We start from the raw sequence: 13746 nt of genomic DNA on the forward strand, positions 1-13746 counted from the left end.
ATGCGCTATCCCTTGCTGTCCGGCTTGTCCATCTGCCTGGCGCTGGCGCTCGGCGGTTGCCAGGCGAGCCTGCCACCCGTGCCTGCCTGGCAGGGGGTCGAAGGCCGCGACAACGTCCAGTTGGGGCAGATCATCGAGTTGTCCACCGGCCAGGCATTGAGCCCTGGGCAGTTGGTCCAGCGCCTGGCCGATGCGCCACGCGTGCTGGTGGGTGAAAAGCACGACAACCCCGACCACCACCGCCTGCAGCTCTGGTTGCTGCGCGCCCTTGAGAGCCGCCGCGCGCAGGGCAGCCTGCTGTTGGAAATGCTTGAGCCGCAACAGCAGGCGCTGGTCGATGCGCAGAAGGGCAAGGTAACGCCTGCAGCAGACCTACCGAAGGCGCTCGCCTGGCAGCCCGGCTGGGATTGGGCGCTGTACGGGCCGATCGTGCGCGAGGCCCTGGGCCAGCCATACCCGCTACTGGCGGCTAACCTGTCGCCCGATGAGGTCCGCCAGGCCTATCGCCAGCCAGCGAAACCACCTGGCGAGCGCTCCAATGCGCCGGTAGTGGTGCAGGCGCTGCTGGCGCAGGTGCGTGCCGGGCATTGCAACCTGCTGCCGGAAAGCCAGCTGCCAGCGATGCTGGCGGTGCAGCAGCAGCGCGACCGGCGCATCGCCGAGCGGCTGCTGGCCGCGCCGCAACCGGCATTGCTGCTTACCGGCAGCTACCATGCGCGCAAGGATCTCGGCGTGCCGCTGCACCTGGCCGACCTCGACGCCAAGCCTGAAGACAGGGTGCTGTTGCTGGCGGAAGTGGGGGAAACGGTCGAGCCGGCCATGGCTGACTTCGTCTGGTACACACCGGCGACACCGGAACAGGACTACTGCGCCCAACTGCGCAAGGGCCACTGAATCGCAGGCAAAAAAAGACCCGGCAAAAAGCCGGGTCAATAACCGTGATTAGCCTGATGAGGAGATAATCTGAGCGTCCGAACCAAGGAGCATTCAGGTTACCCAACCGGTCTCGCGACCAGTTGTGATAATCATAACGATTCTCATTTCGGAGTCAATGCTTTTGCAGAATTATTTTTCGTTCTTCTGTGATTGGGCTGGGCATTTGGCATCGAGCTGCTGGTTCAGCGCTTGCTTGCGTTCGACCGGCAGGTCATTCCAGTGCATGTCCAGCAGGGCGCCCTCGATGGCATACAACAACACCTTCGAAGCCCGGAACCCTCGCGTTCTCACGGCCTGATAGGCACCCACCGCGCCAAGCCGGCGCAGGTCCGATGCACTGTGGATGCCGACAGCATGCAGCCATTGCGCGGAGGTCTTGCCAAGGTTTTTCAGATGCTGCAATTCATCGTTCATCGAGCCTCCTGGCGATGGCTGAACGGGTCGTGGGGATAAATCGCGAGCAGGTCAATGAGGAGTGTAGCGGGGGTTGTGGATTACGCGGCCTTTTGCCATCGGGGCCGACGGGATGTAGCGTTCTGGCTGAGCGGGAGCGGGCAAACGTGGGAGCGGGCTGGCCCCGCGACGGCGATCGCAGGGGCTGATGCTATCGCGGGGCAAGCCCGCTCCCACGTGTATCCGTTCCGCAAGGCTCGTGGCCACAGCCTTGTGCAGGCCAGGCGCTTACCCGTGGCGTGGGCTGCGATAGCGCATCCGCGTCCCGAACTTCACCGACATCAGGATCTCGTCGGCACTCAGCTCGGCCGGGAAATACGTCCCGGAGATTTGCGCATGCGCCAGGCTCGCCCCTTCCAGGCCATTTTCCCGCAGGTCCAGCCCACGCAGGTCGGCGGCGCGGAAGTAGGCATCGGTGAAGTCGATGCCACGCACATCCAGGTCGCGCAGGTCCAGGCCACGGAAATCACCGCCGCGAAAGTCGATGAGCGAGTCGGTGGGCTTCTCGCGGTTGAACGCCGCGATCTTCTCGTCGCGGATCATCGCAAACAGTACGTTGTCCAGCTGACGGGGTTGATTCATGGCGGCGCCTCCTCCGTGGGGTGTGATGATATTGTAATGCCATCACTGGAGGGGCGCCGGACTTCAGGCGTGAACTGTCGACTGCTTCACGCCTGGCGGGTCAGAGGCCGGGCAGGCGTTGACGAATCTGCTCGATCACCTTGTTCATGTTGTTGGCGTCCTGGGTGTCGACGCGGGTGCTTTGCGCCAGTTCCTCGGCATCCAGCGGATCGCGGCTGGCCTGTTGCGCCTTGACCACCTCCAAGGTGGCGTCCGACGGGTCGACGGCCTCGGCCTGGCGTTGCGCCAGCCAGCTGGCGATCACCGCGTCCGGGGCTTGGCAGTCGAGGATCAGGAACGGCACGCCGGTCTCGCTGGCGACCTCGGCCGCTGCCTTGCGCTGCTCATGCTTGAGGTAGGTGGCGTCGAGTACCACCGGGAACCCGGCGTGCAGGATGATCGCTGCCAGCTCGTGCAGGCGCTGGTAGGTGGCAACGCTGGCCTGCTTGTCGTAGATGCCGGCCTCCAGATGACCGGCATCGGCCGCCGATTGCTTGCCGAACAGGCGCTTGCGCTCGACGTCCGAGCGCACGCGCACTGCGCCGAGCGCCTCGACCAGGCGCATCGCCACGTGGCTCTTGCCCACCGCCGAGACGCCCTGGGTGATGGCCAGCAGGCGCGAAGGGATGGCGCTGTAGCTCTCTGCCAGGTTGGCATAGTTGCGGTAGGTGCGCAGGGTGGTGGCGCGCTGCACGCCATCGGCTTCGGCCGGCATGCTGAACAGCGCGACCTTGGCCCGCACCAGGGCACGGTAGGCCTTGTAGAAGTTCAGCAGCTCCAGGCCCTGGTAGTCGCCGGTCAGCTCCAGGTACTGACTGATGAAGCGCCGCGACAGGCACTTCAGGCCGCGGTCCTCGAGGTCCATGGCCAGGAAGCCGACGTCGGCGTAGACGTCGGTCAGGCGGAAGGGCTCGTTGAACTCGATGCAGTCGAAGATCACCACCTGGCCGTCGATCAGGGTGGCGTTGCCCAGGTGGATGTCACCGTGGCATTCGCGGATGAAGCCATTGGCCTTGCGCGCTTCGAGCAGGCCGTGCAGGCGCTTGAAGCTGTCCTGGGCCCAGGCTTGCAGTGCGTCCAGTTGCTGCAGGTCGGCCTTGTCGCTGAGGAACGGGCGGATCTGTTCGAAGTTCTGCTCCACCGGTGCCATCACCGCGTCCGGGGTGCCCAGGGGGTGTTCGACCGGCACCTTGGGCGCCTGCAGGTGGAACTCGGCGATCTGCCGGGCCATCTGGTCGATATGGCCGGCGTTCAGCTCGCCGTTGGCCTGCAGGGTGCTGAGCATCTGGCCCTGGGGGAACTGGCGCATCTTCAGCGCGTATTCGATCGCCGGGCCTTCGCCGTCGATCTGCGGCGCTTCGACGCTACCGGTGATCGGCAGCACTTCCAGGTACAGACCTTCGGTCAGGCGCTGGTTCAGGCGCAGCTCTTCGTTACAAAAATGCCCGCGCTGGTCGAGGCCGGTGAAGTCGAGGAAGCCGAAGTTCATCGGTTTCTTGATCTTGTAGGCAAACTCGCCGGTAAGCAGGACCCAGGAGATATGCGTCTCGATGAGCTCGAAGCCCGCGACAGGGTGCGGATAGAGGGCGGGGTTCTGTAGCGCGCTGATCAGGGCTTGGCTCACGGATCATCCTTCAGGGGTCAGGGAATTCGAATCGAACATTATGGTCAATGGTGCCGTCCCTGCAAACCGCCGAGGGGCGTCTGCCTCCCTTTTCCAAAGTGCGTATAATCCGCCGCCATGACTCGTACCCGAAATTCCCGCACTCCTAAAAAACGCCCGACCGGCCGTGCCCGTGCCTGGCTGGGCTGGGCGCTCAAGCTCAGCCTGGTCGGCCTGGTACTGATCGCCGGCTTCGCGGTCTACCTCGACGCCACTGTCCAGGAGAAGTTCTCCGGCAAGCGCTGGACCATCCCGGCCAAGGTGTATGCCCGGCCGCTGGAGCTGTTCGTCGGCCAGAAGCTGAGCCGCAACGACTTCCTCACCGAGCTCGATGCCCTCGGCTACCGTCGGGAAAGCGCGGCCAACGGCCCGGGGGCGGCGTCGGTCAACGGCAATACCGTCGACCTCAATACCCGTGGCTTCCAGTTCTACGAGGGCATGGAGCCGGCGCAGTTCGTGCGCGTGCGCTTCTCCGGCGATTATGTCGCGGGCCTCAGTGGTGCCAACGGCGGCAAGCTCGACGTGGTGCGCCTTGAGCCGCTGATGATCGGCGGCATCTACCCGAAGAACCTCGAAGACCGCATCCTGATCAAGATCGATCAGGTGCCGCCGTATCTGGTGGAAACCCTGATCGCCACCGAGGACCGCGACTTCTACAGCCACTTCGGCGTGTCGCCCAAGTCCATCGCCCGGGCCGTCTGGGTGAACACCTCGTCCGGCGCCATGCGCCAGGGCGGCAGTACCCTGACCCAGCAGTTGGTGAAAAACTTCTTCCTCACCAACGAGCGCAGTCTCAGTCGCAAGCTGACCGAAGCGATGATGTCGCTGCTCCTGGAAGTGCACTATGACAAGCACGAGATCCTCGAGGCCTACCTGAACGAAGTGTTCATCGGACAGGACGGCCAGCGCGCCGTGCACGGCTTCGGTCTGGCCAGCCAGTTCTTCTTCAGCCAGCCGCTGCAGGAGCTCAAGCTGCACCAGATCGCCCTGCTGGTGGGCATGGTCAAGGGCCCGTCCTACTACAACCCACGCCGCCACCCCGAGCGCGCCCTGCAACGGCGCAACCTGGTGCTCGACCTGCTCGCCGAGCAAGGCGTGGCCACTCAGGACGTGGTCGACGCGGCGAAGAAGATGCCCCTGGGCGTGACCAAGCGTGGCAGCCTGGCCGACAGTTCGTTCCCGGCCTTCCTCGACCTGGTCAAGCGTCAGCTGCGCCAGGACTACCGCGACGAAGACCTTACCGAAGAAGGCCTGCGCATTTTCACCAGTTTCGACCCGATCCTGCAGATGAAGGCCGAAACCGCCATGAGCGAGACCTTCAAACGCCTGGCCGGGCGCAAGGGCGCCGACGAAGTCGAGTCGGCGATGGTCGTCACCAACCCGGAAACCGGTGAGGTGCAGGCGCTTATCGGCAGCCGCCAGTCGGGCTTCGCCGGTTTCAACCGTGCCATCGACGCGGTGCGGCCGATCGGTTCGCTGGTCAAGCCGGCGGTCTACCTGACCGCGCTGGAGCAACCGAGCAAGTTCACCCTCACCAGCTGGGTGCAGGACGAGCCGTTCTCGGTCAAGGGCGCCGATGGCCAGGTATGGCGGCCGCAGAACTACGACCGCCGCCCCCATGGCACCATTTACCTGTACCAGGGCCTGGCCAACTCCTACAACCTGTCCACCGCCAAGCTGGGCCTTGAAGTGGGCGTGCCCAACGTGATCAAGACCATCGGTCGGCTGGGCGTGCAGGTCGATTGGCCAGCGTTCCCGTCGATGCTGCTGGGCGCCGGCGGCATGTCGCCGATGCAGGTTGCGACCATGTACCAGACCATCGCCAACGGCGGCTTCAATACGCCGATGCGCGGTATCCGCAGCGTGCTCACCGCCGAAGGCGAGCCGCTCAAGCGCTACCCGTTCCAGATCCAGCAGACCTTCGACCCAGGCTCGATCTACCTGGTGCAGAACGCCATGCAACGGGTGATGCGCGAAGGTACCGGGCGCTCGGTATACAGCGTGCTGCCGAGTTCGCTGACCCTGGCCGGCAAGACCGGCACCAGCAACGACTCGCGCGACAGCTGGTTCTCCGGCTTCAGCCAGGACCTGCTGGCGGTGGTCTGGCTGGGCCGCGACGACAACGGCAAGACGCCGTTCACCGGAGCCACCGGCGCGCTGCAGGTGTGGACCAGCTTCATGAAGAAGGCCGACCCGCTGCCGCTGGACATGCCGCAGCCGGACAACGTGGTGCAGGCCTGGATCGACCCTTACAGCGGCCAGGGTTCCGACGGCAGCTGTCCGGGAGCGGTGCAGATGCCGTATATTCGTGGCAGTGAACCGCCCGCAGGCGCCGCCTGTGGCGGCGAGCAGAACCCGGCCGAAGAGGTGATGGACTGGGTCAAGGGCTGGATGAATTGAGCGCGAGCTTCTGAAGAGGGTGTGAAGTGAACAAGTGGTGGATTCCTGCCGTGGCGGCAGTGACCGTTCTGCACGGCTGTACCAGCGTCCCGCGTGGCAATATTCCGGTGGTCGATTCGAGCACCCGGGTCTCCAACAGCGAGCGCGTCTCGGCCAACCGCACGTCGGCTTATCCGACCAGCGGCGGCAGCAGCCAGGCCCAGTCATTGCCGGAAGACTCCGGCGTCACCGTGATGATCCCGCAAGGGACAGGCGGGGCGCCGATCCAGTCGTTCCCGGCAGGCACGGGCCCCGCACCGATCAGCACCGGTCCGATCACCCCGGGCCCGGTCAGCAGTGGGCCGATCACGACCAACCCCAACCCGATTGCCGACGAACCGTTCGACATCGCCTCGATGAGCAACCCGGCGCCGGTGACCAGCGCCCCGACCGGTATTCCGCGTGGCAACGCGTCCAGTGGTGGCTTGTCGGCCGACGAGCAGCTAGACGGCCCGGTGCTGGCCTTGCTCACCACTGCCCAGCAGCAGCAGGGCAGCGGCGACTTCAACGGTGCTGCGTCGAGCCTGGAGCGTGCCCAGCGCATTGCCCCGCGTGAGCCGCAGGTGTTGTTCCGCCTGGCCCAGGTGCGTCTGTCCCAGGGCGATGCCGCGCAGTCCGAGCAACTGGCGCGCCGTGCCCTGACCTACGCCAACGGTCGCCCAGACCTGCAGGCCCAGCTGTGGAACACCATCGCCCAGGCCCGTGAAAAACAGGGTGACAGCGCAGGTGCCGCCCTGGCGCGGCAGAAGGCGCGGGTCAACCTGTGATGGAGCAGCGTATTCTCGATATTGCCGACCAGTTGCTGTTGATCGAGCAGGAGCTCAAGGTCCAGGGCTGGTGGAGCGACGCCACCCCCAGTGCCGAGGCGTTGGCCAGCGTGGAACCGTTCGCGGTGGACCGCATGGCCTTCGAACAGTGGTTGCAGTGGATATTCCTGCCGCGCATGAAGCTGATCCTCGAGCACGGGCACCCGTTGCCCAACGCCTCGGGCATTTTGGTGATGGTCGAGACGGTGTTCGTCGACCGCCCGGAACAAAGCCGCGAGCTACGGCGTTTGCTCGCAACTTTCGACCAATTGATCGCGCCTTCCGCCTGATTTCTACCGTTTTTCCTTCAAGGGCCGCAGATTGTGGCCCTTTTTTATGGAAATCTTATTTTTCCTGCTGCTGCTCGCGCCATTAGTGGTGGTGAGAATTCATCTTGATGAAAAATTGGCAATAATTTCTCTTGACTTGTGAGCGCCGAATCACAAGAATCCAGATTCCGCTGTAGAGGGACTGCCAGAAGCAGACCCGCTAAGCAGATCATGAGGCGCACACCCGCGCCGACTTGTAACACCCCGCAACGCGTTACCTCGCGCTGGGTGGGAAGGCCCGCAACACACCAGGGTATTCCCAATACTTGCTCAGTCAGTGCTGACGTTCGCTCATGCTCTGCTTGGCAGTAAACCTAATAAGACCCGCTCAGTGAGGGCGGTATTCTGGCGTTTTAGAGGTGAACAACGTGGAGCTCTTATCCGGCGCTGAAATGGTCGTCCGCTTTTTGCGCGACGAAGGCGTTAAGCACATCTACGGGTACCCTGGCGGTGCTCTCCTTCATGTTTACGATGCCTTGTTCAAGGAACCGGAAGTCCAGCACATCCTGGTTCGTCACGAGCAGGCCGCCACCCATATGGCGGACGGTTACGCCCGTGCCACCGGCAAGGCCGGTGTGGTACTGGTGACTTCCGGCCCAGGCGCGACCAATGCCATCACCGGCATTGCCACCGCCTACATGGATTCCATCCCGATGGTCATCCTGTCTGGCCAGGTGCCCAGCACCATGGTCGGCACCGATGCGTTCCAGGAAACCGACATGATCGGTATCTCCCGGCCGATCGTGAAGCACAGCTTCATGGTCAAGCACGCCTCGGAAATCCCCGAAGTCCTGAAAAAAGCCTTCTATCTGGCGCAGTCCGGCCGTCCCGGTCCGGTCGTGGTCGACATTCCAAAAGATATGACCAACCCGGCCGAGAAGTTCGAGTACATCTACCCGAAAAAGGTCAAGCTGCGTTCCTATAGCCCGGCCCTGCGCGGCCACTCCGGGCAGATCCGCAAGGCAGCCGAAATGCTCCTCGCGGCCAAGCGCCCGGTGGTCTACTCCGGCGGCGGCGTCATTCTCGGCGGCGGCTCCGAAGCCCTGACCGAAATCGCCAAGTCGTTGAACCTGCCGGTCACCAACACCCTCATGGGCCTTGGTGGCTACCCGGGCACCGACCGCCAGTTCCTCGGCATGCTCGGCATGCACGGCAGCTACACCGCCAACCTGGCCATGCACAACGCCGACGTGATCTTCGCTGTCGGTGTGCGTTTCGACGACCGCGTGGTCAACGGCCCGGCCAAGTTCTGCCCGAATGCCAAGATCATCCACATCGACATCGACCCTGCGTCGATCTCGAAAATGATCAAGGCCGACGTACCGATCGTCGGTCCGGTCGAGAGCGTATTGAGCGAAATGCTCGGCATCCTCAAGGAAATCGGCGAGCAGCCCGACAAGGCGGCGCTCGACGCCTGGTGGAAGCAGATCGACGAATGGCGTGGCGACGGTGAGCTGTTCCCCTACGACAAGGGCGACGGCAACATCATCAAGCCGCAACAGGTCATCGAGACCCTGTGCGAAGTGACCAAGGGCGATGCCTTCGTCACCTCCGACGTGGGCCAGCACCAGATGTTCGCGGCGCAGTACTACCGCTTCAACAAACCCAACCGCTGGATCAACTCCGGTGGCCTGGGCACCATGGGCTTCGGTTTCCCGGCGGCCATGGGCATCAAGCTCAACTTCCCCGACCAGGACGTGGCCTGCGTCACCGGTGAAGGCAGCATCCAGATGAACATCCAGGAGCTGTCCACCTGCATGCAGTACGGCCTGCCGGTGAAGATCGTCAACCTGAACAACGGTGTGCTGGGCATGGTTCGCCAATGGCAGGACATGTCCTACAACGGTCGCCACTCGCACTCCTATGTCGAGTCGCTGCCGGACTTCGTCAAGCTGGCCGAGGCCTATGGCCATGTGGGCATTCGCATCACCAGCCTGAAAGACCTCAAGCCGAAACTGGAAGAGGCTTTCGCGATGAAGGACCGCCTGGTGTTCATCGACATCGCGGTCGACCGGACCGAGCACGTCTATCCGATGCAGATCAAGGACGGCTCGATGCGTGACATGTGGCTGAGCAAGACGGAGCGTACCTGACATGCGGCACATCATCTCCCTGCTGCTGGAAAACGAACCCGGTGCCTTGTCTCGCGTGGTCGGCCTGTTCTCCCAGCGCAACTACAACATTGAAAGCCTGACCGTGGCGCCGACCGAAGACCCGACCCTGTCGCGTCTGACGCTGACCACCGTTGGCCATGACGAAGTGATCGAACAGATCACCAAGAACCTCAACAAGCTGGTCGAAGTGGTCAAGCTTGTCGACCTGTCGGAAAGCGCCCACATCGAGCGCGAACTGATGCTGGTCAAGGTCAAGGCCACCGGTGCCCAGCGCGCCGAGATCAAGCGCACCACGGATATCTTCCGTGGCCAGATCGTCGACGTGACCGCCAGCGTGTACACCGTGCAACTGAGCGGCACCAGCGACAAACTGGACAGCTTCATCCAGGCCATCGGCACCGCATCGATTCTCGAAACCGTGCGCAGTGGCGTCACCGGCATTGCCCGTGGCGACAAAGTGCTCAGCATCTAACTTCAAAAATAGCGATGGCTCCACAGGGGCCGAGATATAACCAGGGGTATTTTCATGAAAGTTTTCTACGACAAAGACTGCGACCTCTCCATCATTCAGGGCAAGAAAGTCGCCATCATCGGCTACGGCTCCCAGGGTCACGCCCAGGCGTGCAACCTGAAGGACTCCGGTGTGGACGTTACCGTCGGTCTGCGTAAAGGCTCGGCCACCGTTGCCAAGGCAGAAGCCCACGGCCTGAAAGTAGCCGACGTGGCCACCGCCGTCGCTGCCGCCGACCTGGTCATGATCCTGACCCCGGACGAATTCCAGGGCCAGCTGTACAAGAACGAGATCGAGCCGAACATCAAGAAAGGCGCCACCCTGGCCTTCTCCCACGGTTTCTCGATCCACTACAACCAGGTCGTACCGCGTGCCGACCTCGACGTGATCATGATCGCGCCGAAGGCCCCGGGCCACACCGTGCGCTCCGAGTTCGTCAAAGGTGGCGGCATCCCTGACCTGATCGCCATCTACCAGGACGCCTCGGGCAACGCCAAGAACGTCGCCCTGTCCTACGCCGCTGGCGTTGGCGGTGGCCGTACCGGCATCATCGAAACCACCTTCAAGGACGAGACCGAAACCGACCTGTTCGGTGAGCAGGCCGTTCTGTGCGGCGGTACCGTCGAGCTGGTCAAGGCCGGTTTCGAAACCCTGGTCGAAGCGGGCTACGCCCCGGAAATGGCCTACTTCGAGTGCCTGCACGAGCTGAAGCTGATCGTTGACCTCATGTACGAAGGCGGTATCGCCAACATGAACTACTCGATCTCCAACAACGCCGAGTACGGTGAGTACGTCACCGGCCCTGAAGTCATCAACGAAGAATCCCGCAAGGCCATGCGCAACGCTCTGAAGCGCATCCAGGACGGCGAGTACGCGAAGATGTTCATCAGCGAAGGCGCCACCAACTATCCTTCGATGACCGCCAAGCGTCGCAACAACGCCGCTCACGGCATCGAGATCATCGGCGAGCAACTGCGTTCGATGATGCCGTGGATCTCGGCCAACAAGATCGTCGACAAGACCAAGAACTGAGTCTTGCGTCGATAATGAAAAACGCGGCTTCGGCCGCGTTTTTTCGTTTGCGCGGTCAGCTTCTGGTATAAAGCGACCAGTGGCTCGCTGTCAGAACCGTTTTGCAGAGCCCATGTCGAACATATTCCACCCTGTTGCAAGGTACTTTTCATGAGCGAACGTCCCGAAGAGCCGAACAAGCCCTCCGACGCCGAAAGCCTGCTACCTGTCGATGAGCACGTTGAAGAAGGCCACGACGCCGAAGGGCGCAAGGTGCGTCACCGCGGTATCTATCTGCTGCCCAACCTGTTCACCACCGCGAACCTGTTCGCCGGCTTCTATTCCATCATCAGCTCGATGAGCGCGCAGAGCGCCCTGAGCGCGGGTGATCCACGCGAGGCGAGCAAGTACTTCGCCTTCGCCGCCATCGCCATCTTCGTCGCCATGGTCCTCGACGGCCTCGACGGCCGCGTGGCGCGCATGACCAATACGCAAAGCGCCTTCGGTGCCGAGTACGACTCGCTGTCGGACATGGTCGCCTTCGGCGTGGCCCCAGCGCTGCTGGCGTTCGGCTGGGCCCTGGGCGACATGGGCAAGGTCGGCTGGATGGTCGCCTTTATCTATGTGGCCGGCGCGGCCCTGCGCCTGGCGCGCTTCAACACCCAGGTCGGCACCGCCGACAAGCGCTACTTCATCGGCCTGGCCAGCCCGGCGGCGGCCGGCGTGGTGGCCGGTACCGTCTGGGCGTTCAGCGACTACGGCATCCAGGGTTCCAAGCTGTCGTTCCTGGTGGCTTTGCTGGTGGCTGCCGCCGGCATGCTGATGGTCAGCAACATCAAGTACAACAGCTTCAAGGAGCTCGACCTCAAGGGCCGCGTGCCCTTTGTCGCGATCCTCGCCGTGGTGCTGGTGTTCGCCGTGGTGTTCAGCGATCCGCCGCGCATCCTGCTGCTGATCTTCCTCGCCTATGCTGCATCGGGGCCGATCCAGTTTCTGTTGCGGGCACGCCGTCGCAAATCCTGACAAGGATTTAATCGCGGAATAACCTGCCGGCTCCATAGTCTTACGTGTACATCAGTTACCCGTACTGTGGAGCCGCCATGCTCATCAAGCTTCCCCGATCCAGCGACTGCAAGTCGTCCGAGATCACCCCCGAAGGTTTCTACCTCTCCCGTCGCAAGCTGCTGGGCGCAAGCCTTGCAGGTGCAGCCCTGGGCGCCTTGCCCCGATTGGGCGCCGCGGCGGAGGTTTCCCGCTATGCCGATGTCGAGGCGGGCAGCGCCCCAGGCTGGTTCACCGACAAGCTCGGCGCCACGCGCTGGCAGGCGGTCACCGTCAGCGGCGAGGCGATCACGCCGTTCAAGGACGCGACCCACTACAACAACTTCTATGAGTTCGGGCCCGACAAGGGCGACCCGGCGGCCAATGCCGGCAGCCTGAAGACCGAGCCGTGGAGCCTGGTGGTCGATGGCGAAGTGGCCAAGCCCGGGCGTTATGCGCTGGAGGATTTCGTCAAGCCTTACCAGCTTGAGGAGCGCGTCTATCGCCTGCGCTGCGTGGAGGCCTGGTCGATGGTGATTCCCTGGCTGGGCTTCCCGTTGGCCGAGGTGCTCAAGCAGGTCGAGCCAACCTCCAAGGCGCGCTATATCCGTTTCGAAACCCTGGAAGACTCCAAGAGCATGCCTGGGCAGCGCTCCGGCTTCGCCCTGATCGACTGGCCGTATGTGGAGGGCTTGCGACTGGACGAGGCGATGAACCCGCTGGCGATTCTGGCGGTTGGCATGTATGGCCGTGAGCTGCCCAACCAGAACGGCGCGCCGCTGCGCCTGGTGGTGCCATGGAAGTACGGCTTCAAGAGCATCAAGTCGATCGTGCGCATCAGCCTGGTGGCCGAGCAGCCTGCGACTACCTGGCAGGGTTTGGCGCCGGACGAGTACGGCTTCTATGCCAACGTCAACCCGACGGTCGACCACCCGCGCTGGACCCAGGCCCGCGAGCGGCGCCTGCCCAGCGGGCTGTTCAGCCCCAATGTGCGCGATACGCTGATGTTCAATGGCTATGCCGATGAAGTGGCGTCGCTGTATACCGGCCTCGACCTGCGGAAGAACTATTGATGCGCTATCCGCGGCTGCGCCTGGCGATCTTCGTGATCGGGTGCCTGTTTCCCGTGTGGTGGTTGTATGAGGCAGCCATGGGTTCGCTCGGCCCGGATCCGGGAAAGATCATGGTCGATCGCCTTGGCCTGGGGGCGCTGGTCTTCCTGTTGATCACCCTGAGCATGACACCGCTGCAGCGGTTGACGGGGTGGTCGGGGTGGATCGTGGTACGGCGGCAACTGGGGCTGTGGTGCTTTGCTTATATAGTGCTGCACCTGACGGCGTACCTGGTGTTCATCCTGGGGCTGGACTGGGGGCAGTTTGGCGTCGAGCTGCGCAAGCGGCCTTACATCATTGTCGGTGCATTGGGTTTTCTTGGCTTGCTGGCGCTGGCGGTCACGTCCAACCGGTATAGCCAGCGGCGCCTTGGGGCGCGGTGGAAGAAGCTGCACCGGCTGGTCTATGTGATTCTCGGGCTTGGACTGCTGCACTTCCTGTGGATAGTACGCTCGGACCTGAAGGAGTGGGCGGTGTACGCCGCTATCGGGGTCTTTCTCTTGGTGCTGCGTATCCCCCCGGTGTGGCGGCGTGTTCCACGGCTGGTGGGGCGGGGGAGGGCGGCCTGAAATCTTTCTTTAATAAAAGGTTGACGCCCTCTCAGAACCCCTTATAATGCGCCCCACTTCCGACGTAGTCGAAACGCAAAACCTCTTGTTAATCAATAAGTTGAGTGTTTCAGGTGGTATCGGAAGTGCTTCGGTCATCTG

At 63.0% G+C, this 13746-nt stretch carries 13 protein-coding genes; 10 read left to right on the forward strand and 3 right to left on the reverse strand.

Annotation, left to right across the window (positions count from 1 at the left end):
• Entirely contained in the window at nt 1-894 is an 894-nt protein-coding gene (locus ACQ4OD_RS10585) for a ChaN family lipoprotein (RefSeq protein ID WP_430944256.1), read from the forward strand.
• Between the two features lie 171 nt (nt 895-1065).
• Here the strand turns inward: ACQ4OD_RS10585 and ACQ4OD_RS10590 are convergent, their stop codons facing one another.
• The 3 genes from ACQ4OD_RS10590 to ACQ4OD_RS10600 all read right to left on the reverse strand — a co-directional run bounded on the left by ACQ4OD_RS10590 (nt 1066) and on the right by ACQ4OD_RS10600 (nt 3634).
• Nucleotides 1066-1350, reverse strand: coding sequence for a TfoX/Sxy family protein (locus tag ACQ4OD_RS10590; RefSeq protein WP_046854091.1), 285 nt, complete (start codon nt 1348-1350; stop codon nt 1066-1068).
• Nucleotides 1351-1617: 267 nt separating this feature from the next.
• On the reverse strand, nt 1618-1971 hold the full coding sequence (locus tag ACQ4OD_RS10595; protein ID WP_102683213.1) for a pentapeptide repeat-containing protein: 354 nt from the start codon (nt 1969-1971) through the stop codon (nt 1618-1620).
• 100 nt (nt 1972-2071) lie between these two features.
• Entirely contained in the window at nt 2072-3634 is a 1563-nt protein-coding gene (locus tag ACQ4OD_RS10600) for an AAA family ATPase (RefSeq protein WP_102683214.1), read from the reverse strand.
• A 117-nt stretch (nt 3635-3751) separates the two neighbouring features.
• Between ACQ4OD_RS10600 and mrcB the strand changes: the two genes are divergently transcribed.
• From mrcB to msrQ, 9 genes are all read left to right on the forward strand, one after another.
• A complete protein-coding gene (mrcB, locus tag ACQ4OD_RS10605) occupies nt 3752-6073 on the forward strand; it encodes a penicillin-binding protein 1B (protein ID WP_102683215.1) in 2322 nt (773 codons plus the stop codon).
• Nucleotides 6074-6099: 26 nt separating this feature from the next.
• Nucleotides 6100-6879, forward strand: coding sequence for a tetratricopeptide repeat protein (locus ACQ4OD_RS10610; protein WP_102683216.1), 780 nt, complete (start codon nt 6100-6102; stop codon nt 6877-6879).
• Nucleotides 6876-7208 (forward strand): YqcC family protein, encoded by a 333-nt coding sequence (locus tag ACQ4OD_RS10615; RefSeq protein ID WP_430944257.1) that lies wholly within the window; start codon nt 6876-6878, stop codon nt 7206-7208. Before ACQ4OD_RS10610 ends, ACQ4OD_RS10615 begins: the two co-directional genes overlap by 4 nt.
• A gap of 407 nt (nt 7209-7615) precedes the next feature.
• Nucleotides 7616-9340: an acetolactate synthase 3 large subunit gene (locus ACQ4OD_RS10620; RefSeq protein ID WP_102683220.1), complete on the forward strand. Its 1725-nt coding sequence runs from the start codon at nt 7616-7618 to the stop codon at nt 9338-9340.
• Nucleotide 9341: 1 nt separating this feature from the next.
• On the forward strand, nt 9342-9833 hold the full coding sequence (gene ilvN / locus ACQ4OD_RS10625) for an acetolactate synthase small subunit (RefSeq protein WP_003250040.1): 492 nt from the start codon (nt 9342-9344) through the stop codon (nt 9831-9833).
• 54 nt (nt 9834-9887) lie between these two features.
• Nucleotides 9888-10904: a ketol-acid reductoisomerase gene (gene ilvC, locus ACQ4OD_RS10630; protein ID WP_027917653.1), complete on the forward strand. Its 1017-nt coding sequence runs from the start codon at nt 9888-9890 to the stop codon at nt 10902-10904.
• 150 nt (nt 10905-11054) lie between these two features.
• Nucleotides 11055-11906 (forward strand): CDP-diacylglycerol--serine O-phosphatidyltransferase, encoded by an 852-nt coding sequence (pssA, locus tag ACQ4OD_RS10635; protein ID WP_028691215.1) that lies wholly within the window; start codon nt 11055-11057, stop codon nt 11904-11906.
• 77 nt (nt 11907-11983) lie between these two features.
• Nucleotides 11984-12997 (forward strand): protein-methionine-sulfoxide reductase catalytic subunit MsrP, encoded by a 1014-nt coding sequence (gene msrP / locus ACQ4OD_RS10640; protein ID WP_430944258.1) that lies wholly within the window; start codon nt 11984-11986, stop codon nt 12995-12997.
• On the forward strand, nt 12997-13605 hold the full coding sequence (msrQ, locus tag ACQ4OD_RS10645; protein WP_430944259.1) for a protein-methionine-sulfoxide reductase heme-binding subunit MsrQ: 609 nt from the start codon (nt 12997-12999) through the stop codon (nt 13603-13605). The genes msrP and msrQ overlap by 1 nt, the downstream gene beginning before the upstream one ends.
• The last annotated feature ends 141 nt before the right edge of the window (nt 13606-13746 follow it).

Origin of the sequence: Pseudomonas sp. WC1 (genome assembly GCF_050586565.1) — a bacterium.
Lineage (GTDB): Bacteria > Pseudomonadota > Gammaproteobacteria > Pseudomonadales > Pseudomonadaceae > Aquipseudomonas.